Annotated in this window: 17 protein-coding genes; 7 read left to right on the top strand and 10 right to left on the bottom strand. The window is 62.1% G+C overall.

Annotation, left to right across the window (positions count from 1 at the left end; genetic code table 11):
• Nucleotides 1–27: 27 nt before the first annotated feature.
• Nucleotides 28–1,476, bottom strand: coding sequence for a helix-turn-helix transcriptional regulator (locus tag QYH69_RS07140; protein ID WP_308831193.1), 1,449 nt, complete (start codon nucleotides 1,474–1,476; stop codon nucleotides 28–30).
• A gap of 418 nt (nucleotides 1,477–1,894) precedes the next feature.
• Here QYH69_RS07140 and QYH69_RS07135 point away from each other — a divergent pair, with 418 nt between their 5' ends.
• Nucleotides 1,895–2,584, top strand: a complete 690-nt coding sequence (locus QYH69_RS07135) for a response regulator transcription factor (protein ID WP_308831192.1) — start codon at nucleotides 1,895–1,897, stop codon at nucleotides 2,582–2,584.
• 549 nt (nucleotides 2,585–3,133) lie between these two features.
• Nucleotides 3,134–3,763, top strand: coding sequence for an XRE family transcriptional regulator (locus QYH69_RS07130; RefSeq protein ID WP_308831191.1), 630 nt, complete (start codon nucleotides 3,134–3,136; stop codon nucleotides 3,761–3,763).
• 27 nt (nucleotides 3,764–3,790) lie between these two features.
• Here the strand turns inward: QYH69_RS07130 and QYH69_RS07125 are convergent, their stop codons facing one another.
• Together QYH69_RS07125 and QYH69_RS07120 are read right to left on the bottom strand one after the other, a co-directional pair.
• Nucleotides 3,791–6,826, bottom strand: coding sequence for an FAD-binding and (Fe-S)-binding domain-containing protein (locus QYH69_RS07125; protein WP_308831297.1), 3,036 nt, complete (start codon nucleotides 6,824–6,826; stop codon nucleotides 3,791–3,793).
• A 297-nt stretch (nucleotides 6,827–7,123) separates the two neighbouring features.
• Entirely contained in the window at nucleotides 7,124–7,378 is a 255-nt protein-coding gene (locus QYH69_RS07120) for an H-NS family nucleoid-associated regulatory protein (protein ID WP_075160201.1), read from the bottom strand.
• Between the two features lie 539 nt (nucleotides 7,379–7,917).
• On the opposite strand from QYH69_RS07120, the gene QYH69_RS07115 reads away from it, so the two are divergent.
• Nucleotides 7,918–8,556, top strand: a complete 639-nt coding sequence (locus tag QYH69_RS07115; RefSeq protein WP_308831190.1) for a LysE family transporter — start codon at nucleotides 7,918–7,920, stop codon at nucleotides 8,554–8,556.
• Here the strand turns inward: QYH69_RS07115 and QYH69_RS07110 are convergent.
• From QYH69_RS07110 to QYH69_RS07100, 3 genes are all read right to left on the bottom strand, one after another.
• Complete coding sequence (locus QYH69_RS07110) at nucleotides 8,531–10,201, bottom strand: acyl-CoA synthetase (protein WP_308831189.1); 1,671 nt, start codon at nucleotides 10,199–10,201, stop codon at nucleotides 8,531–8,533. The genes QYH69_RS07115 and QYH69_RS07110 overlap by 26 nt on opposite strands.
• Nucleotides 10,202–10,352: 151 nt before the next feature.
• Entirely contained in the window at nucleotides 10,353–10,661 is a 309-nt protein-coding gene (locus QYH69_RS07105) for a hypothetical protein (RefSeq protein WP_075160198.1), read from the bottom strand.
• A 208-nt stretch (nucleotides 10,662–10,869) separates the two neighbouring features.
• On the bottom strand, nucleotides 10,870–12,126 hold the full coding sequence (locus QYH69_RS07100; RefSeq protein ID WP_308831188.1) for a M23 family metallopeptidase: 1,257 nt from the start codon (nucleotides 12,124–12,126) through the stop codon (nucleotides 10,870–10,872).
• A 588-nt stretch (nucleotides 12,127–12,714) separates the two neighbouring features.
• Here QYH69_RS07100 and QYH69_RS07095 point away from each other — a divergent pair.
• Both QYH69_RS07095 and QYH69_RS07090 read left to right on the top strand, forming a co-directional pair.
• Complete coding sequence (locus QYH69_RS07095; RefSeq protein ID WP_308831187.1) at nucleotides 12,715–13,344, top strand: LysE family translocator; 630 nt, start codon at nucleotides 12,715–12,717, stop codon at nucleotides 13,342–13,344.
• 242 nt (nucleotides 13,345–13,586) lie between these two features.
• Nucleotides 13,587–14,564, top strand: coding sequence for a 2-dehydropantoate 2-reductase (locus QYH69_RS07090; RefSeq protein WP_308831186.1), 978 nt, complete (start codon nucleotides 13,587–13,589; stop codon nucleotides 14,562–14,564).
• 124 nt (nucleotides 14,565–14,688) lie between these two features.
• On the opposite strand, the gene QYH69_RS07085 is transcribed toward QYH69_RS07090, so the two are convergent.
• From QYH69_RS07085 to oxlT, 3 genes are all read right to left on the bottom strand, one after another.
• Nucleotides 14,689–16,140, bottom strand: a complete 1,452-nt coding sequence (locus QYH69_RS07085; protein ID WP_308831185.1) for an aldehyde dehydrogenase family protein — start codon at nucleotides 16,138–16,140, stop codon at nucleotides 14,689–14,691.
• 53 nt (nucleotides 16,141–16,193) lie between these two features.
• The gene (locus tag QYH69_RS07080; RefSeq protein WP_308831184.1) at nucleotides 16,194–17,222 is read right to left on the bottom strand and encodes a LysR family transcriptional regulator; all 1,029 of its coding nucleotides are present in this window, start codon (nucleotides 17,220–17,222) and stop codon (nucleotides 16,194–16,196) included.
• A 104-nt stretch (nucleotides 17,223–17,326) separates the two neighbouring features.
• The gene (gene oxlT, locus QYH69_RS07075) at nucleotides 17,327–18,664 is read right to left on the bottom strand and encodes an oxalate/formate MFS antiporter (RefSeq protein WP_308831183.1); all 1,338 of its coding nucleotides are present in this window, start codon (nucleotides 18,662–18,664) and stop codon (nucleotides 17,327–17,329) included.
• A 375-nt stretch (nucleotides 18,665–19,039) separates the two neighbouring features.
• Between oxlT and QYH69_RS07070 the strand changes: the two genes are divergently transcribed.
• Together QYH69_RS07070 and QYH69_RS07065 are read left to right on the top strand one after the other, a co-directional pair.
• The gene (locus QYH69_RS07070; protein WP_308831182.1) at nucleotides 19,040–19,984 is read left to right on the top strand and encodes a LysR family transcriptional regulator; all 945 of its coding nucleotides are present in this window, start codon (nucleotides 19,040–19,042) and stop codon (nucleotides 19,982–19,984) included.
• A 99-nt stretch (nucleotides 19,985–20,083) separates the two neighbouring features.
• Nucleotides 20,084–20,386: a hypothetical protein gene (locus QYH69_RS07065; RefSeq protein ID WP_075160191.1), complete on the top strand. Its 303-nt coding sequence runs from the start codon at nucleotides 20,084–20,086 to the stop codon at nucleotides 20,384–20,386.
• 86 nt (nucleotides 20,387–20,472) lie between these two features.
• Here QYH69_RS07065 and QYH69_RS07060 read toward each other — a convergent pair whose 3' ends face one another.
• Nucleotides 20,473–21,246, bottom strand: coding sequence for a hypothetical protein (locus QYH69_RS07060; protein WP_308831181.1), 774 nt, complete (start codon nucleotides 21,244–21,246; stop codon nucleotides 20,473–20,475).
• Nucleotides 21,247–21,269: the final 23 nt, after the last annotated feature.

Raw genomic sequence — 21,269 nt, 5'->3', positions numbered from 1 at the left:
GTTTGAAGCGAAACGCCGCTGCCTGGCCTAGCGATTCAGCGTATCGGAAGGCGCTTCGTTGAACTCGCGGCGGTAGCTGTTCACAAGCGTCGAGCGATTGCTGACGCCCCACTTGTTCGCCGTGGCCAGGATGCCGTTTTCGTGTGCACCTTCCGACGTCTGCAATTCGGCGCGGATGCGTTCCATGCGCAGGCGGCGCACGATTTCGCTCGGCGTCGAACCGAGGCTGCTCTTGAACGCGCTTTGCAACGCGCGCTCGGTCACCCCTATTTCACCGGCGATCTCGCGAATCGACAGATCCTTGCGATCGAGGTTATCGACCAGATACCGGTACGCGCGGCGATAACGCGCAGGCAGCCGCGCGCCGATATCGTCGAGTTGCTCCGGCACACGCACCGTGCGCTGCGCGTAACGCGCGAGCGCGCCCGCTTCGTCGCGAATGCAGCGCATCGCCGTCAGCGCATAGCGCGTGTAGACGCGCAGCGATTCCGCATTGCGCTCCTGCTGATGGCGCAGCTTCGCAAAGCAGTACAAATACTCGAGCTGTCGATGGCTTTGCGGCATCCGCACTTCCGCATTGAGCAGCGTGAGGATCGATTCGGCCAGCGCAGGCGCGCCGCCGGCGAGGCTCGCGAGCACGATCTCGATGCGCACCGCGCCCTGGTAGCTCGCGATACCTTGCTTCCCCGCCCAGTCCGCATGTGCGCCGAGCACATGGCCGACGTCGCGCTGGCCGTTCGCGAGCTGCATCAGTTGCTTGAGGTAATCGGTGCGTGCGCGCAGGAGCGGCATCTGCACCGTGTACGTGCTCACGCGCGGCGTCGTACCCTGCATCGGCGCGATGCGCGGTGCACCTTCGCCGGCAAGGCCCGACTGCCAGTACACGTGGTCGCTGAGTTCCGGATGCGAGCGCAGCTCGCTTTGCGTGGCGACGTCGAAGCGCACGGCCGTCAGCAGTTCGCGCCAGCCGCGTGCGTTTTTGAGCGTCGTGCTCGAATCGTCGATCAGATCGTCTAGCGCGTCGAGTACGCCGTCCGCATCCCGCAGACGGCCGAGGCCGAACAGCACGCCGAACATGCCGAAGTAGCCTTCGAGACGCAGCGCCAGATCGCTGCCCGGCTGGTCGACGAGGCGCATGAAGCACGACATCGCCGTGCCGTAGCGGCAGCGGAACAGCGCCTGCCAGCCGGCGTTGCGGCAAGACGCGAATCGCACCTGTTCCTTCGACGTGCGCATCAGCTTCTGCGCTTCCCGGTACGACTCCTCGGCATCGACATCCATGCCGACCGCCATCTGAAGATCGCCGTGCAACTGCAGCAGGCCGGGAAGCAGATCGGGATCGCAGGTATCGACGTGGCGCGACGCCTGGGCGGCGGCGGCCTGTATCCGGCCCTCGGAAATGAGCTCGGTCAACGCGGGAGGGATCGACGTCGACGTCAACATCGAGACGTAGGGGAAGTAGAAAGTGGCAAGCATGGCGGGCTCCGTTGGCGATTCTGTGCGGACGTGTCAAACGTCCGGGTGCTCGGGCAAACCCGAACACCGCAACGGAACCCAATGTAGCCAAATCGTCGGCCGGGATTCTCAATAATCCGGCACGTTAAATGAACTTGAGCATTGTTGAGGATTGACGGCCCTCGAATGTTCGCTTCCCGGCACTTCCTTTCATTTTCCGAACGTTTGCCGAATGACTTTCGGCTTTGCATGCCAGGCGGCACTTCGCGCGATCAGATGTGCAGCTTTCGGATGCGAAGTGGGAATACGCCCCCTCTATCGCGTGTTGTGTTGGACAGAGCACGACGCGACGACCGTTCGTAGCCAACGACCATGGACCTGACCCGCCGGGGTGGATTTGCGCTTCATTGCGAAGCGCGGTGATCGTTACGGAGAAATCATGCAGATTGCCTTTTACACACAAAACGACCACTTGTTTCGCGAGATCGACAAGGCATTCGAAGAGGACGGCAACTACCGCTGCATCCGCTTTACGAGCGAGCTTCCGTTGATCCGTTTTCTCGAGCGTCACGATGCGGCGCTCGTGCTGTTCGACGCGGGCCGAAGCGTCGCCGCTGGCCGGGGCGTGCTGTCGTGGCGCGCCTGCCACTTCCGCCGCGACCTGCCCGTGATGATGATCGGCCAGTCGTGGGACACGGACAACATCATCGAGGCGCTCGACGCCGGCGTCGACGAGATTGCGGTCGGCACGCCGAGCGCGAAGGAAGTGCTGGCGCGCGCGCGCCGCACGATCGCGAAGAACGGCGGCGGCACGAATTCCGACAGCCGCATTTCGCTCGGCGAATACACGATCGACCGTTCGACGAGCGCGATCAGCATCAACGGCCAGCACATCAAGCTGACCGCGCGCGAACTGACGCTCGCATGGCTGCTGTTTGCGAACGCCGGCACACTCCTCACGCGCGAACAGATTGCGCGCGCGGTCTGGGGCAAGGAGGCGATCATCGCGAGCCGTTCGATCGAGCAGCATATCTACAAGCTCCGTAGCAAACTGTCGCTCGGTGAGCACAGCAATCTCCAGCTCAAAACCGTTTATTCGAAGTCGGATCGTAGCCATGTCGTTCTGTGAGCCAAGGAGTTGGTAGAATGTTTTGTCTTCCTAAGACCGCTTGGCCTCCGACTTATCCGTTCTGATTGCACCCGATGCAAGTTTGGTAGCGTGTCCCGCCAGGTTCCGGCACCAAACTCGCATAGGTGCATTTTTAGCCTATTGGGCAGGTTGAACGAGCACAGTAGCGAAGGAGCGCGCGGCGACCCGAACCTCCGCAATGAATTAATGCCGTTCGGCGGAATAGTCGGCCTCGCTGCCTGTCGGTAGCGCGGCAAGGCGGCAATCGCATCGCGCGTCATGTATGACAGTTATGTGAACGATCTGCGCGATGTTGCGGAACGTCCGCCCTTTTCCGATGGGAAACTCGGTGCGGCCGGCGGCGACCCCTATACTCACGGTCCGTGGCACGCGCGCGAGTCGCTTGCAATCCCGATGTTATTATCGGAAACAACGACAGATCGAGTGCACCGGTACCGAGCCCATCGACTGAGGCGATCAATGCGGCAGTCGTACCGCAACCTCTCTCTATCGTGCGCCGCTAACCGTCTCCCACTCACGCCACGCCACATGGATACCGCTTCCGCCAAACCCGCCGAGTCCGCGACGTCTGACCTCGGCCGGCGCGTGCGCGCCGCGCGGGTCGCGCTCGATCTGACGCTGGAAAACGCGAGCCGCCTGTGCGGCGTATCGCGCTCCACACTGTCGAAAGTGGAAAACGGGCTGATGTCGCCGACCTTCGACGTACTGCAAAAGATCGTGCTCGGCCTCAAAATCGATCTGACCGATCTGTTCGGCGCGACGCAGAAACCAGGCGCAGGCGGCCGCCGTGCAGTCACGCGCAAGGATGGGGGACAGCGTCACGCGTACCGCGGCTATCAGATGGAATTGCTGGCGACAGATCTCGCCCACAAGGCGATGCTGCCGTTTCGCATCCGCATTTCCGCGCACACGCTCGACGCGTTCGACGATTGGGGCCGCCACGAAGGCGAAGAGTTTCTTTATGTGATCAGCGGCAGCGTGTGCCTGTACTCGGAGTTGTACGCACCGACGCATCTGAATGCTGGCGACAGCATCTACTTCGATAGCCGTACCGGTCACGCGGCCGTGTCAACGAGCGAAGAGGACGCCGACGTGCTGTGGATGGCGACCGGCGCCGAATTCGTGCAGCCGGAGGCCGAACCGGCCAGGAAAAAGTAGCCGGCCGGCGTTTTCCGCACAGCTGCTCTAGACCGCGCTTGCCGCCGTCGCGCGACTCAGTTGCGCCGAACCTTGCGCGAGCGCCCGCTGCGCAAGTTGCGCGATATGCAGCGCATGCCGGCCTGTCCCATGTTCGATCTGCTCGCGGCAGCTAAAACCGTTGGTCAACACGATTGTCTGTTGTGAAGCCGCGCGTACGGCAGGAAACAGCTTGTCTTCGCCGATCTTCTCCGACATTGCGTAGTGCGCTTCGTTGAAACCGAACGAACCCGCCATGCCGCAGCAACCGGTATCGAGCAACTTCCACTGCACGCCAAGGCGCTCGAGCAGCGCCGTGTCGCCTTGCATGCCGAACAACGTCTTCTGATGGCAATGACCGTGCACGATGACTTGCGCATCGAGTTTCGGCCACTCGAACGGCTGTCGCGCGACGAAATCGGAGAACAGGAAAGTCTGCGCGGACAGGCGCCGCGCCGCGTCACTGTCGGGCAGCTGTTTGAGCAATTCGTCCTTGAAGACCGACAGGCAGCCGGGCTCGAGCCCGACGAGCGGCACGCCGGCGGCGATCTCGTCGGCGAGATCGTCGAGCACGTTCACGAGCAGTTCGCGCGCGCGATCGAGCAGGCCGAAGTCGTACAGCGGCCGGCCGCAGCACAGGCGCTTCTTCGGCAGAACGACCTCGAAACCGACACGCGTCAGCACATCGGCTGCCGCCGAGGCGATCTCGGGCGTGAAATGGTCGTTGAACGTATCGACCCACAGAATGACCTTATTTGCCGATGCACCGCGCGCGTTGAGCGCGCTGCCTGTATGGCCGGCTGCGTTTGAGGTCGTCTTCTGCTGCTGTTGCGCTGCGATCTGCCGGTACGTGCGTCGCGCAAATGCGGGCAGCCGGCGCGCCTGTGCCACGCCCGCGACCCATTTGCCGATCGGGCCGATCAGCGGCGCCGACGTCATCAGATTCGCGAGCGGCGCGAAGCGCGCGGCAAACGGCGCCCATTCGCCGATGCGCCCCATAAACCATGCTTGCCGCGGACGAGGATGCTTTTCATAGTAATGCGAGAAGAACTCGGCTTTATACGACGCCATATCGGTATGCGTCGGACAATCGGATTTACAGCCCTTGCACGCAAGGCAGGTATCGAGCGCCTCCTTGATCTCTTCGCTTTGCCAGCCGCCCTTGATCGTCTCGCCTTGCAGCATCTCCCAGAACAGATGTGCGCGGCCGCGCGTCGAATACGCTTCCTCGCGCGATGCGCGATAGCTCGGACACATCGTGCCGCCTTCGAGCGAGCGGCATTTGCCCATGCCGATGCAGCGCTCGACGGCACGCCGGAAGCCATCGCCCTCGCGGCTCGCGAATGTGAGCTTCGTTTGTATCGTGACGGGCTTGTACGTCGGACCCATGCGCAGGTTCTCATCGGCGCGGTAGGGATGCACGACCTTGCCCGGGTTCATCCGGTGCTTAGGATCCCAGATCGCCTTGAACTGCTCCATCGCCTGCATCAGTTCGTCGCCATACATCACCGGCAGGAATTCGGCCTTCGCCTGACCGTCGCCGTGCTCGCCCGACAGAGAGCCGCCGAACTCGACGACCAGATGCGCCGCCTCGCGCAGGAATTCGCGCCAGTGGCCGATGCTCTCGTGCGTGCGCAAGTCGAATGTAATGCGCGCATGCACGCAGCCGTCGCCGAAGTGGCCATATAGCGACGTCTCGTAGCCGTAACGGTCGACCAATGCCTGAAATGCGCGCAGATAATCGCCGAGCCGCATCGGGTCGACAGCAGCGTCCTCCCAGCCGACCACCGGATCGGGACTGCCGGGCTCGATCGTCAATGCGACCGCCGAGGCACCCGTCTCGCGAATCGACCACACCTTGTTTTGCAGCGCACGCGCCTCGACCAGCTTCGTCGACACATTGGGACCGGCCTGCCCTGCTTCGAAATAACGCGCCGCTTCCTGTGCGGCGTGCACAGCGGCCTCCTGCGTATCGGCGCCGAATTCGAGCACGACCCACGCATCGCCCGGCGGCAGCAGCGAAATTTCCTCGGCCTTCAGGCTGCGCGCCTGCAAGCCGCGAATCATCACGCGATCGAGTCCTTCGATCGCGATTGGCTTGAAGCGCATGAAATGCGGCACGGCATCGGCCGCGACGTAAATATTGTCGAAGCCGACCACCAGCATCACGCGCTGCGCCGGACTATGCACGAGGCGCACCTTCGCTTGCAGCGTGACAGCGCATGTGCCTTCGGTTCCTACGAGTGCGCGCGCAACGTTAAAGCCGCTTTCGGGCAACAGTTGATCGAGGTTGAAACCCGAGACACGGCGCTTGATCTGCGGGAATTTCGCGCGAATCTGCGCTGCGTACCGGTCGCGCAGCGCTTTGAGCGCCGCGTAGATCTCGCCCTGACGACCGCCTGCGGCAATGATGCGCGCGAGTTCGTCTTCGGATGTGGGGCCGACCCAGAAACGCGCGCCATCGTAAGTCAGCACTTCGAGTGCTTCGATGTTTTCGACCGTCTTGCCGGCCATGACCGAGTGCGCGCCGCACGAGTTGTTGCCGATCATGCCGCCGAGCGTGCAGCGGCTATGAGTCGCCGGGTCCGGCGCGAACGTCAGGCCATGTTGCTCAGCCGCGTCGCGCAACGAATCGCAGACCACGCCCGGTTCGACGATCGCCGTGCGTGCCGCCGGATCGACCGACACGATGCGGTTGACGAATTTGCTTGCATCCGCAATTACCGCTACGTTAACGCACTGCCCGCTCTGCGATGTGCCGCCGCCGCGCGGCAGAACCGGCACGTCGTTGCGCTCGCAGGCGGCGATCGTCGCGATCAGATCGTCGAGGTCTTGCGGCACGACGACGGCGATCGGCACCTGCCGGTAATTCGACGCATCGGCTGCGTAAAGCGCCTTCGAACCCTGATCGAAGCGCACTTCGCCTCGCACGCGCCCGCGCAGATCGGCTTCGAGCCGCTGCAGCAGGGCGGCGCTGCCGCTAAACGGCTTCGCCGGTTGCGCGCGCGCCGCGCGTGGAGTTTCGTCGATCAGCTGGTCTTCGATTGAATTCACACTGTCCTCGCTTATGCGGACCCGCCGGCAACGGAACACCAAGGCTCAGCGCGTTCGCTCGCCGACCTCTGCGATCGGCGCCCCACCCACCCATGCGCACCGTAACATTCACAGGCGCTCTGTCAAATGCGTCACATGCAGGGTCCGATCCGCCACATTGCAAGCAGCGGAAGAGTCACGCAGCTTTCACATTGCGGCGGTAGAGTCCGGCCTGCGAGTCATCTCGCAACGAAACTCCTAGCAGTTTTTTCAGCCCGCACAAGCGGGCTTTTTTTTTCGCCGATCCGCCTAGCAGCGAAAATGCTCGATATCCTGCCCCGCGTTGATCGCGCGCGTGAGCCAGTCGGGGCGCTCGCCCTTGCCGTCCCATGTGTTGCCGTAAGCGTCGCGGTATTTCGGAGTCGCCGCATCTTCGGTTAGCGCTGCGGCCAACGCTTCGATTGAAATACCGTACTCTTCCATGCGGCGTCTGATCCACACGATCAGCCGGTCGCGCGCCTCACCGTCGGCGTCGAACAATCGATGTTCCTCTCGTTCTTTCATAAAGTATCGATATCGCGGCTCGATTTGCGCGCGTTATAAAACACAAAGGCTTCGCCATTTCAGCGAAGCCTTTAGACGAACCTGGCGGACGCCGCAAGCGGCCCTGACGATACAGGAATACCGGCCATACCCAACAAGCCTGATTGACGGCGAATGCCGGCCCGCGATTTACCTTGCGCGTCAGATGAGTGGTGTGCGTGAATCATATGCGGCATGGCCGTGGCGAGCGTTCGCTGATGGAACCCAGTGCGTCGCGGGTCGCTTCTCTGATTTGCCTGCGATTCTACACTGATTTTACGCAGCGCCAGGTGACGGATAATCGTGCAGTGCAACGGCAAGAACCGCGCCGGCTCGACGTTTGCGGGCAGCGCGCCGGCTTTGCCGCCGTTGTAAATTCTTTATTGACCCGAGCAAAACATATTCTTTTGCACAGCGCTGGGGCAGCGGCCCGTCGAGGACATGCTATCGTGCAAGCCTGTTCGTCGTGTCGTCGCGCCTGCATCGCGATTTGGCAAAACCATCTCACGGGAGACATTTTTATGACCGCTCAAGCCGCCATTGCCGCGATTCTCGGCGCACTGCTGATCGGCGCAATGAGTCCCGGCCCCAGCTTTCTCGTGGTTGCACGCAACGCTATCGGCCTGTCGCGGCGCGACGGCCTTGCCACCGCGCTAGGGATGGGCATTGGCGGCGTGTTCTTTAGCGGCATCGCGCTTTTGGGTCTTTACACCGTATTGGCCGCGGTCGAATGGCTATATGTCAGCTTGAAAATCGCTGGCGGCCTTTATCTGATTTATATCGCGTCGAAGATATGGCGCGGTGCGGCCGCGCCGCTCACGTTCGACGGCATGAAGACCGACGCGCGCGGCGATGCGCGGCGCTCGTTCTGGGTCGGTCTGTCGACGCAACTGAGCAATCCGAAAACTGCGATTTTCTATGGCAGTATCTTTGCCGCGCTGCTGCCGCAACACCCGCCGGCATGGTCCTATGCCGTGCTGCCGCCTGCAGTGTTTGCGATCGAAGCCGGCTGGTACACGATCGTTGCCGTGTTCTTTTCGAGCCGCCATGCGCGCGAGCTTTACGCGAAAGCGAAGAAGGGCATCGATCGTCTCGCCGCAACCGCGATTGCGGCGCTCGGCCTACGGCTGATTTTTACCGCGCACCGCGCGGGACTGTGACAGGGCTCGAAACATCGATTGCGTGTGCCGACTTTACGCGCGCACGCAGTTCGAACTTCTGGATCTTGCCGGTAGACGTTTTCGGTAATTCACCGAAAAACACGGCTTTGGGCACCTTGTAGCCCGCAAGCAGCATCCGGCAGTGCGCGATCATCTCATCGGCTGTGGCGCGCGCCCCCTCTTTGAGCTCGATAAACGCACACGGCACTTCGCCCCACTTCGCATCGGGCATCGCGACCACCGCCGCCACCGACACCGCCGGATGCCGGTACAGCGCGTCCTCCACTTCGATGCTCGAGATATTCTCGCCGCCCGAGATGATGATGTCCTTGCTGCGGTCGGTAATGCGGAAGTAGCCGTCCGGCATCAGCACGCCGATATCGCCGGTGTGAAACCAGCCGCCGCGGAACGCCTCCGCGGTCGCGTGCTGGTTCTTCAAATAGCCCTTCATACAGATATTGCCGCGAAACATGACCTCGCCGTGCGTTGTGCCGTCGCGCGGCACCGGTTCGAGCGTTTGCGGATCGAGCACGGTCGCGGCGGCCTGCAGGTGATATCGCACGCCCTGGCGCGCGTTCATGCGCGCACGGTCATCGTCGCATAGTGCGTCCCAGCCCTGCTGCTTCGCGCAGACCGACGCGGGCCCATACACCTCGGTCAAGCCGTAGACGTGCGTGAGATCGAAGCCGATTTCCTTCATTCGCGCGATGACCGCGGGAGATGGCGGTGCGCCTGCCACCATCGTCGACACCTGATGCGTGATCCCCTCGCGCCATTCGGCAGGTGCATTTGCAAGTGCGCTCTGCACGATCGGCGCGCCGCAATAGTGCGTGACGCGCTCGCGACGAATCAGGTCGAACACCGTCTTCACGTCGAACTTGCGGAGGCAGACGTTGACACCTGCGCGCGCCGCGATTGTCCACGGAAAACACCAGCCATTGCAGTGGAAAAGCGGCAGTGTCCACAAATACACGGCGTGCTTCGGCATATCCCATTCGAGAATATTGCTGAGCGCGTTCAGATATGCACCGCGGTGGTGATAGACAACGCCCTTCGGATCGCCCGTCGTTCCTGACGTGTAGTTCAGCGCGATCGCGTCCCATTCGTCGGCGGGCGGCGTCCAGACGAACTGCGGGTCGCCGTCGAGCAGGAATGCTTCGTAGTCGGTCGCGCGAGAAAAAGCGCGTGCATCGGCAGGCACCGTATCGCAGACACTGACGATGCGCAGCGACGGCAATTCGAGCGCGGCGCGCTGGGCGAGTTCGGCGAATTCGCTATCGACGATCAGCAACTTCGCCTCGGCATGGCGCAGCATGAAAAGAATCGATGCGATATCGAGCCGCGTATTGATGGTATTAAGCACGGCGCCGGCCATCGGCACGCCGAAATGCGCTTCGATCATCGCGGGAATATTCGGCAGCAGCACTGCCACCGTGTCGCCGCGGTCGATGTTCGCGCGTTGCAGCGCGCTTGCGAGGCGGCATGCGCGCTCGTGGGTTTCGCGCCAGTTGCGCCGCACCTCGGCATATACGATGGCCGGGCGTTCGCCGTAAATCTCGGCTGCGCGCGCAATGAAATCGATCGGCGTGAGCGGCACGTAGTTCGCGTCGCAACGGCCAAGGCCTTCGTCGAACATGTGCGTCATCGCGTCTCTCCTCGAACGTACGCACCGTCGCACCGCCACGGTCGAATTCCGGCTGTGCGACGCAACGCGAGCTTCTTTCAAACGACGGTGGAGCGCCGCACGCGTTGCAATCGCTGCATGGCGCACTGCAATAGAGATAACGGGAGAAGAGTCAGACCCGTGGCAGGTCGTCCATGAATTTCTCGACGTGGCCGTCGGGAATATCGGTGTCGATGCCGTCGAGGCCATCGGTGTGGGCAACGGTTTTGATTTTCGGCCCGAGCAGTTTCATTCCGCCCAGCGTAAATAGCGACCAGACCGCATTTCCTGCATGGATCGCATGGACGACGTCCGATACCTCGACGATCTCTTGCGGCGACAACCACTCGTTCGTTTTTGGGTTAACGAGTGCCCAGCGAACGTGGGTGACGCGGTCCGTACTCGGGTTAATGCGTACGGCATCGATAGCATAGGTAGCCATTTCCACCTCCATCATCGTCGTCAGGGCATCGTAGCACTTCTACGTTCGAGAACGAACACTCCTCTGTGCCGCACGGCGTAGACCGTGCCCGGCGCGCGGAATTCTAAGGATGACGGAGGGTCCTGTCGCGCGGAGCAGGCGGCGGCGTGTCAAACATGCCCGCTGTCCGCGTGGCCGCAGGCGAATCGCGCCGCGCACCGCATTGCGCTTAGAACAGCGGCGCGGGCCGGGTCGAAGCAAGGCGCGTGCTGCTTTCCGATATCGCGGTCAATTGCTCCTGCGCGGCTCCCGCCGCCTGCGTCAGCGCGAAGCGCTGCGCGGGGGTGAGCGGCGCTGCGAAGTCGCGCCCGGTCAGCTTGAGCGGGTCGACAGGCTCGTCGTTGATTCGCACTTCGTAATGGAGGTGCGGGCCGGTTGCGACACCGGTGCGGCCGACCGCGCCGATGCGCTCGCCTTGCGAGATTTTCATGCCCTCGCGCAAACCGCGCGCGAACGAAGACAGATGCGCGTAGCAGGTCGTATAGCCCTCGCCATGATCGATCACGATGTGACGGCCATAGCCGCTGCGCACGCCGACGAATTCGACCGTGCCGGCCGCAGCCGCGAGCACCGGAGCCCCGGAACGAGCGGTCAGGTCGACACCGGTATGAAAGCGTTCCTCGCCGAACACCGGATGCATGCGCACGCCGAACGGCAAGCTGATCCGATCGTAGTTGACCGGCATCGCGAACGGCTCGCCAGGCAGCAGACTGCCGTCGAACGCGTAGTACTCGCCGTGCGTGCTGCCGGGCGCGACGAACCAGAGCGCTGTGTATGTGCGATCGCCGAGCTGGACTTCCGCAGCAGTGAGGCGCGGATGACGCGTAACCGCATCCGACTGATCGGCGCGCTCGTAGATGATGCGAAACCCGCCGCCGGGCATCGTGGCGAACGGCGCGTCGAGCCGGCCCGCGAACAGATGCTCGAGTTGCGCGACGATATCGGCCGGCAAATCGGCTTGCGTCAGCGCGTCGTGTAAATCGTGCTCGATCGGTCCCGAGCGCGTGACGAAGCGCGATTCGTCACCCGCCTCGAACGGCGCCCATGGCGATGCACTGGCAAGCGGGAAGCGTGTCGCGTCGCCGCCCGCTTCGCTATCGGCGTTGCCGTCGACCCGCGCATTCGGGTTCATCGCGGCAGGCCAGTTGCGTACCGCGTCGACGTATTCGTCGGGTACGCACAGCGCGGGTGCCGAGCCGCACATCGACGCAAGGATCGGCGCACCGTAGCGCAACGTCGTATCGGATGATGCCGGCGTATCGCCGCGGGTCGCCCACAGCGATCCGATCGCATTGCGCAGATCGGATGCATCGGTCGCGACGTTCGCTTCGCGCTGCGGCTCGTTCGCTGTGTCCGCCGATTGATCGGCTTGCGTCGCGCGCGACGGTACGTTCGTGGTACCGCTCAACGGCGTGTGCAAGGCCATGTGGGCGGCGACGAGTGCCGGCGCGCCGGAAGCCGCGGGAAGTCCGCAACTCGCTGCAATGCCGATCAGAAATGCCGCGCGCGCAGCGGCGGTGAACAGCGGATTATGTTTAAAACGCGCTGGAAGCGAAGCCTCGGGGGACGTACGCTGACCGTGCGCGAGAGAAGAACGTAGGCGTACCGTCACGTGGATATCTCGCAGTCGAAACAGAAAGGCTGCGGGCGTGAGCGGCAGTGCGATTAACGCACGGCATCAGCGTGACGTACTACGAATGAAGTGAACGGATTCAACCGATCTTTACGACGAACACATGAAAGTTCACCTCATTGCGCCACGCAGCCCGGCAAAGAAGGCAACAGTCTAGTGGCGAATGCGCATTACGTGAATAGGACATTTCCTGAGTTTTTGTATGAAAGCACACACGTGTCAATCATCCGAACATACGCGACGCGCTAAAACGCAAGGATGCTGCCGCTACAATGAGAGTCCTTCATTGCTGAAACGACACATGCGCATGAGGCTAAAAGCACGAAGCTCGCGCACGGTGTTTCCAGCCCTTAATTTCGTTCGACACAACATACGATCATCATGTCCTTCACCGCCTGGCTCTTTTTCCTGCCTGCATGCTTTGCAATCAACATGGCTCCAGGACCGAACAATCTGTTGTCGATCAACGTTGCGGCACGCCATGGATTCACGACCGCGTTCGTCGCAGGCACGGGCCGCCTCGTCGCATTTGCCTTGATGCTGGTGCTCGCCGCAACGGGTCTCGCGGTCGTACTGCACGCGTCGGAAGTGTTCTTCCTCGCAATCAAACTTTCCGGCGCCGCGTATTTGATCTGGCTCGCCATTCAATTGTGGCGAAGCGATGCGGCGGCGCTCGATGCGCAACGCGAACACGAAGATGCGTCGCTCCTTCGCATCGCGCGTCAGGAATGCCTGGTCGCCGCGGGAAATCCGAAAGCCATTCTCGTGTTCACAGCGTTTCTGCCTCAATTCGTCGATATCGCGAAGCCGATGCTGCCGCAATTCGCCGTGCTCGGCGCAAGCTTTCTCGTTCTCGAATGGCTCGCTATCGGGCTCTATGCGGGAGCCGGCATGTACCTCGGGAAATGGCTCACGCGCGCCGGCGTGCGGCGCTGGTTCAATCGCTGCTGCGGGATGTTTCTCGGCGCAATCGGTGTGAGCTTTCTGCTGGTGCGGCGCGCGCAAAGCTGATGTTCTCGATCCTCGCCCGCAGGTCGTCGGCACGCATAAGTAATTGCTAATGCATTTGGCGAGAAACTTTAACTGTCTTCAATCGATGCAGCCCCCTATGCTGACTATATCGCCTGTTACGGATGCGTGACGCTCGACGCGCTTTGCGCTCGCAGCACGCACCGAAAGATGCCGGCATCGGCAAGTACTATTAAGCCGGCACAGGAGGCAAGCGGGTTTTCAATGTCATTAGGGCGAACATCATGAAGATCTGTGTTTTTGGAGCAGGGGCGATTGGAGCGTTGATGGGCGTGCAACTCGCGCGCGCCGGTGCGGATGTCAGTTTCGTTGCGCGTGGTCCGCACCTCGCTGCGATGCGCGAGCACGGCGTACGCGTATTGATGGACGGCGAAGAAGTGTCCGCGCGCGTTCGTTGCACGTCCGACCCGAGCGAACTCGGCGTACAGGATTACGTGCTCATCACGCTGAAGGCGCACTCGGTTCCGGGCGTCGTCGATGCGATGCAGCCGCTGCTCGGCAAGCACACCGCGGTCATCACCGGCGTGAACGGCATTCCGTACTGGTACTTCTATCAACATGGCGGCAAGTTCGCGGGCACGCGGCTGTCGAGCATCGACCCGGACGGCACGCAATGGAACAAGCTTGGGCCGGAACGCGCAATCGGCTGCGTGCTTTATCCGGCAGCGGAAATCATCGAACCGGGTGTGATCAAACACGTCTACGGCAAGAAGTTTCCGATCGGCGAACCGAGCGGCGAGCGCACGCCGCGCATTCAGGCGCTTCATGAAATGATGCAGGCGGCCGGCTTCGATGCGCCGATTCGCGACAAAATCCGCGACGAAATCTGGCTCAAGCTGTGGGGCAATCTGTGCTTCAACCCGATTAGCGCGCTAACGCATGCGACGCTCGATCTGCTCGCGGGCGATCCAGGCACGCGCAACGTGTGCCGCACGATGATGGCTGAAGCTCAGCGCATTGCCGAGCCGCTCGGCGTGCACTTCCGCGTCGACATCGAACGGCGCATCGACGGTGCGGGTTCGGTCGGTGCGCACAAGACGTCGACGCTCGTCGACCTCGAGCATGGCCGGCCAATGGAGATCGATCCGCTTCTAACCGTCGTGCAGGAAATGGGCCGCCTCGTCGGCGAGCCGACGCCGACCATCGACGTGGTGCTCGCGCTCGTCAAGATGCGCGAACGAATGGCGTTGAGCGGCGCGTAACAGCACGAGAAAGTCCAACGACGCGATTGACCGGCGGGGATCGAATGCAGCAATGCGTTCGATCCCCGTTCTATTTGCGCGCCACCGGCCATTCAGTCATACGCCGCTATCCTGATCAGTGATGTCAATGATCGATTGCGAGCCAGATCGACTTCGGCTCCGTGAAGTTTTCGATCGCGATGTCCCCGTGTTCGCGGCCGAAGCCCGAGTCGCCCGCCCCTCCCCATGGCAAACGTACATCGGTATAGCCATACGTATTGATCCAGACCGTCCCCGCACGGAGCGCATGCGCAACGCGATGCACGCGGCCGATATCGGCGCTCCATACGCCTGCCGCGAGGCTATACGGCGTGCCGTTGGCAATCCGGATCGCGTCGGCCTCGTCGTCGAATCTGATCACGCTTGCAACAGGTCCAAAGATTTCCTCCTGCGAGATACGCATCTCGTGCTCGACGTTTGCAAAAACAGTCGGTTCGACGAAATAACCGCGCTCGCCGATTCGCGTGCCGCCTGTCACGAGCGACGCACCTTCGTTCTTGCCAATGTCGATATAGCCGAGCACGGTTTTCATCTGCGCATCGGAAATCAGCGGTCCCATGCCCGTTTCGCGCTGGGTCGGGTCACCTACCTTGATCGACTGCGCACGCACGGAGAGGCGCTCGACGACATCATCGTAGACATCTCGATGCGCAAGAATGCGCGAGCCTGCCGAGCACACCTGCCCTGTATTGAAGAACACGCCCGATGCTGCCGCGCGCACGGCGCTGTCGAGATTCGCATCGGCAAAGATCACGTTCGCCGACTTGCCGCCGAGTTCTAGCGTGACGCGTTTGAAGTTGCTCGCCGCGCCCTGCAGAATGCCTCGACCGACCGACGGCGAACCGGTGAACGTCACCTTATCGACGCCCGGATGCGCGACGAGTGCATCGCCGACCACACTGCCCTTGCCCGTCACGACGTTGAATACGCCCGAGGGCACGCCTGCTTCGAGCGCGAGCGCGGCCACGCGCAGCGCCGATAGAGGGGTGATTTCCGCGGGCTTCGCGATCAGCGTGCAGCCGCACGCGAGCGCCGGCGCGATTTTCCACATACCGATCATCAGCGGAAAATTCCACGGCACGATCGCGGCGACCACGCCGACGGGCTCGCGCACCGTGTAAGTGAGCGCGTCGGGCCGGACCGGCACGACTTCGCCGTGAATCTTGTCGCACCAGCCCGCGTAATACGCGAGCGTATCGATCGCAGCCGGAATATCCTGGCGCAATACCCCGGAAATCGGCTTGCCGCCGTCGAGGCTTTCGAGTTCGGCGATTTCGTGCTGATTCTCGCGCAGCAGATCGGCAAAGCGCGTGAGAACGCGCGCGCGCTCGCCCGCACGCATGCCGTTCCAGACGGGAAGCGCCGCGCGTGCCGCGCGCACCGCAGCGTCGACATCCGCGGCGTTGCCTCGCGCGACGCGCGCAATCGGCTGTTCGGTGGCGGGGTCGATATCGACCGAGTATTCGCCGCTCGTGGGCGGCACGCGTTCTCCATTGATTAGCAGATCATGCTGCCGAAGGTCGGATTCAGTGCCCATGGTTGTACTCCTTGCAAAGACAGATCCCGGGCCTACCGAAGCGTCGAATTTTTTCAGGCTTGTCTGGACGTGCGCAGCGGCGCTGCGCCAGCGGCTGCGGCCGGCGCAGAGGCAACGGACGCAGGCGCGGCCGATGCAGGCTCGGACGACGCATGCCCGTCGCCGCGCGCCGTACCGGATGTGCGGCCCGGTGCGCGGCCGCGGTCGCAGAAGAGCGACCACACGGCTTCGGCATTGGGCCGCAAGGTCCGGTTGCGGTGCCGCACGAGCATCGTCGTGAACGATACTTCAGGCAGCAAGGGACGCGCCACGAGCCGCGCGGCGGGCGCCGGCCAGTGCGCGCCAACCGGCAGCACGCCAATCCCGAGCCCCAGTTCGATCATACGCAGCACCGCCGCGACGTGCCCGCATTCCTGCATGCGCCGCACGTGCACACGATGTGCGCCGATCCCGCGCTCGACCGCGGCACGGCTGCCCGCGTCGCCATTGAGCGTGATCAGCGACGCGTCGCCGAGCGCACTCCACATCAGCGTCGTGCCGCGGGCAAGCGCGTGCGTGTCGGGCAGAACAGCGCAAAGGGGAGTGGAAAATAGAGGTTGGGCCAGCAAAGTATCGTTGCTGTGCGCGTCGAAGTCCGAGACGACGCCGAAATCGACATCGCCCTGATCGACACTAGCGAGCACGGCGTCCTGCGGCTCATCTTTGACATCGACGACAAGACCGGGAAAGACGGTCGCGCAACGGGCAATGCATTCAGGTACCCAGCTCGACGACAGCACGGGGTTGCTCGCCACAATGACGACGCCCGTATGGCCGTGGTGCGCCGCGCGCTCCTCACGCAATGTCAGATCGATTTCGTCGAGCAGTTGCCCGATGCGCCGCGCAAGGCTCGCGCCAGCCAGCGTCAGTTCGACCTGGCGCGTGGTCCGATCGAACAGTCGCAACGAGATCGCTTCCTCGAGTTCGCGGACGCAGCGGCTTACGGCCGACTGCGTCAGATCGAACTCGCGCGCGGCGCGCGTAAAGCTGCGCTGGCGCGCGACAGCGACGAACACCTTCAGTTGCTGCAATGAAACGTTCATGTGTACGCCGCTTGGCTCCTGTGAGGCGAAATGGTCGGCCTGTGATTGCCGCGAGTTACCGCTCGATTGCAGGCCGGCTCATTTGCGTCCTCATTTTTACGTCATTACTCGCCCGTTTGCTCGGGCCACGTGCTCAGTCGTGACGGACCACCACTTTTGGTGGCATCACTCACGAGCGGGTCGCTCGCCTCGATCCAGCGTGCCCGCATCGGCGCAAGCACGAACTTCGCCGAGACGCCGGCCGCGATCGTGATCACCGCCGACACGATGAACACGAGGTTCCAGCCGCCCGTCGCCGCGAGCACCGATGCGACCGGCACGAGCAGCGATGCGGTGCCCTTCGCGGTGTACAGCGTGCCCGCATTGGATGCTGCGAATTTACTGCCGAACGTGTCCGCGCAAATGGCCGGGAAGATCGAGAAGATCTCGCCCCAGAACAGGAAGATCAGCGCGGCGAACGTCATGAACGCATACGGATTCGTGCCGTATTCCATGAGCCCGAGAAGCGCGAGACCTTCGCCGATGAAAATCGCGAACATCGTGTTTTCGCGGCCGATCTTGTCCGAAATGAAGCCGCACAGCGGACGCGTGAAGCCGTTGCAGATATTGTCGATCGACAGCGTCATCGTGAGCAGCGGCAACGTTGCGCCGAACAACGTCATTGGCAGCTTGGCGAGACCGAAGTCCTTCGCGATCGGACCGAGTTGCGCGGTCGCCATCAGGCCGCCCGCCGCAACCGCGACGAAGCACAGGTAGATGACCCAGAACACCGGCGCCTTGATCATCTGACCAGGCGTGTAGTCGGTCTTCGACACCGCGAACTTGCGCTTGATCGCCGGCCCCTTATGCGCCTCAGGCTTCCTCAACAGCATCGAGAGGATGAAAATCACCACGCCCTGCAAGATGCCGAAGAACAGGAACGTGTGCTCGTAGCCCTGCGCCGTGATCATGTTCGCAATCGGAATCACCGTCACGGCCGCACCCGCGCCGAAGCCCGCTGCCGTCAGACCCGCAGCAAGACCGCGACGATCGGGGAACAGCTTCAGCGCATTGCCGACGCAGGTGCCGTAGACGCCGCCCGCACCGATGCCCGCGATCACCGACGCCACGTACAGCTCGGGAAGCGTAGTCGCAAACGAATTCATCACCCATGCAAGACCTGCGCAGATCGCCCCCACTGCGACGACGGGACGCGGACCGAACCGGTCGACGAAATAACCCTCCAGTGGAACGAGCCACGTTTCAGTCAGGATGAAGATGGAGAAGGCAAGCTGGATTGAAGCCTGGCCCCAGTGATGACGCGCATTCATCGGTGCGACGAATAGCGTCCACGCGTATTGCAGATTGGCGACTAACGCCATGCACAAGATGCCGACGAAGAGTTGGCACCAGCGGTTCCGCCAGAACGCGGGGGCCGGAGCCTGCCGAGAGATGTCTTCCATTGCTTTGTCTCCGATATGTTTTCTGCAACCGGCCGGATTGCCGGATTACATGCATGCCACTTTGTAGTTCTACCCCGATCGTTACGCCGGGTCTAAAAACGGCAATTGCCGGTTCACTGCTATACGCAAACGGTTAAACGCAAGGCCTCATTCCGTCAGTCCCAAAAAAATCAGCGGCCCAAACATTCGTGCGAGCTCCGTTTCAATTTCAACAGCCTCATTCCCGGTCTAAGCGTTAACCCGCGCATCAAGCAAGCTGTAAACCCCATGTACACAGGCAGACGCCGCCATTTAGCTCGATGCTAGGGTCATTGCTGAATTACGGATAATTAAATCTTGTTACCATGTCGATTCATTCCAGCTTATACATCGGCCATGACGATGAGAAACGCGACACTCCGCCAGTTGAAGGTGTTCGAGACTGTCGCCCGGCATCTGAGCTTCTCCCGCGCAGCGGAAGAACTTCATCTTACGCAACCCGCAGTCTCCACCCAGGTCAGGCAGCTCGAAGAGCACGCGGGCCTGCCGCTCTTCGAACAGCTCGGCAAAAAGATCTATCTGACGACGGCCGGCAACGAGATGCTTCACTACAGCCGGACGATCATCCAGCAGTTCCACGAAGTCGACGAAGCGATGAGTCAGCTTAAGGGCGTCTCGGGCGGCAAGCTGAACGTCGCGGTGATCAGCGCGGGCGATTATTTCTTCCCGCGGTTGCTCGCCGAATTCACGCGCCGCTACACGGGCGTCGAGTTGAACCTTGCGGTGCACAACCGCGAGGAACTGCTGCATCAACTGGCGACGAACCAGACGGACCTTGCGGTGATGGTGCGCCCGCCGCACGAAATGGACGCCATCAACGAAGCGTTCGCGCCGCACCCGTATGTGATCGTCGCGCCGCCGGACCATCCGCTCGCGGGCAAACGTCACATCAAGATGGCGCAGCTCGCCGAGCAAGCGTTCGTTGTGCGCGAGCGCGGCTCGGACACCTGGAATTCGATGGAAGAAGGCTTCGCGGGACGCCTGACGAACCTGAAGATCGCCATGGAGATCAAGAGCACGGAGACGATCAAACAGGCCGTGATCGCCGGCATGGGCATCGCGTTCCTCTCCGCGCACACGATCAGCCTCGAATTGCAGGTCGGCCATCTCACGGTGCTCGATGTCGAGGGTTTTCCCGTAATGCTGAACTGGTACGTCGTCCACCGGAAGAACAAACGCCTGCCGCCCGTCGCGGTCGCGTTCAAGCAATTCCTGATGGAAGAAGGCGCTAACCATATAGAGGAGATCACGCGTGTCACGCGGCTGATCACCCATAAGTGATTCCATATGGAATCCAAATAAAACTTTAACTATTGCAAATCCATCAGGGCTTCTATGCTTGAGGCGAGTCTTATCACTCGCCAGCTCAGGAGTCCCGCCATGAATCACACTTCGGTTGCCACGCTCACCGCTTCGCCCGCTGCTCGCGTCGCCGCGAACAGCCCCGAAGATCCCAGCCTGTGCGCGTACAACAGCGCTTTCAGCGACCTCGGTCTGCGTTTTCGCTGGGACAGCGAAACGCTCGACGTGTTGAAGCAGGAATTCAACAGCGAAATCGCGCGTATCACCGCCTATATCGAGCGGTTCCATGCGCATCTGCTGAAGGCGTACGACGCCGATTTTCTCGCTCAGCTGATTTTCCAGAAGAAGTCCGAGTTTTACCGCGAAGCAGCCGCCGAATAATGCGGCTAGCACCGCGCGAGCATTGGCTAACGGGTGCGCAATCGCGAGCACCCGTTCATGCCGATCGGATCCGCGCGGACATCGCTTCATCGCGCGAGGCTCCCGCTACGGGCGTGCGTGCGGACGCGCATGTGGCTGCGCACGCGCTGCCCGTAGTGACGTCGTACACGAACGCGCGACAGGCTGCCGATGTTCATACCGCCGCTGCGGCGCTTCGATGCAACCGTCAGCGTCCAGCGCTGTGTGAAATCGTCGGCCGCCTGCACTTGCATGACATCGGCACGCCATTCGACGCGAAACAGCGTCTCGCGCTGCCGCGCTGAACTGCACCGCGCGCGCGCCGACCGCGCGGTGCGCCGCCGGCGGCCATGCGCTGCCGCATGCAGCAAGCCGTAGCGATCATCCACCGTCATCGCGAGATGCACGCCCAATGCGGCTGCGAGACCGCCCGCGGCGAGCAGAACCGCAAGCCCGATGACCGGCGATGCTTCAGTCACGAAGCCATAGCCGAGCCAGATGCACAACAACAATGCGACAAAATCGACGACGGCACAGCCCGGGCATGCGCTGATGTGCGCGTGCACTGCGTCGCGCATCGCATTGCGTAGTCTGAAGAATGCAATTGCCGACGCGGCCAGCAGCAACGCGCCGGCAAACACGGCGATGTAAAGACCGATGCGTTCGCCGCTATCTTTCGCCGTCAATATCGCCGCCGACGAAAAATATCGCGCAAAGGCACCGGCGAGCGACACGAGGCCCACACCGCAGCAGCCGATCGTTGCAAGCGCAACCATCGACTGCCGCCTGCCGCTCAATTCACTGATATCTCGCTGACCGGAATCGGCCATTCCATTCGGCATGTTGTCTCCACGATCCATCTTCC

This window comes from Paraburkholderia sp. SARCC-3016 (genome assembly GCF_031119615.1).
Taxonomy (GTDB): Bacteria; Pseudomonadota; Gammaproteobacteria; order Burkholderiales; family Burkholderiaceae; genus Paraburkholderia.
This window is presented reverse-complemented; position numbering and strand designations above follow the sequence as displayed.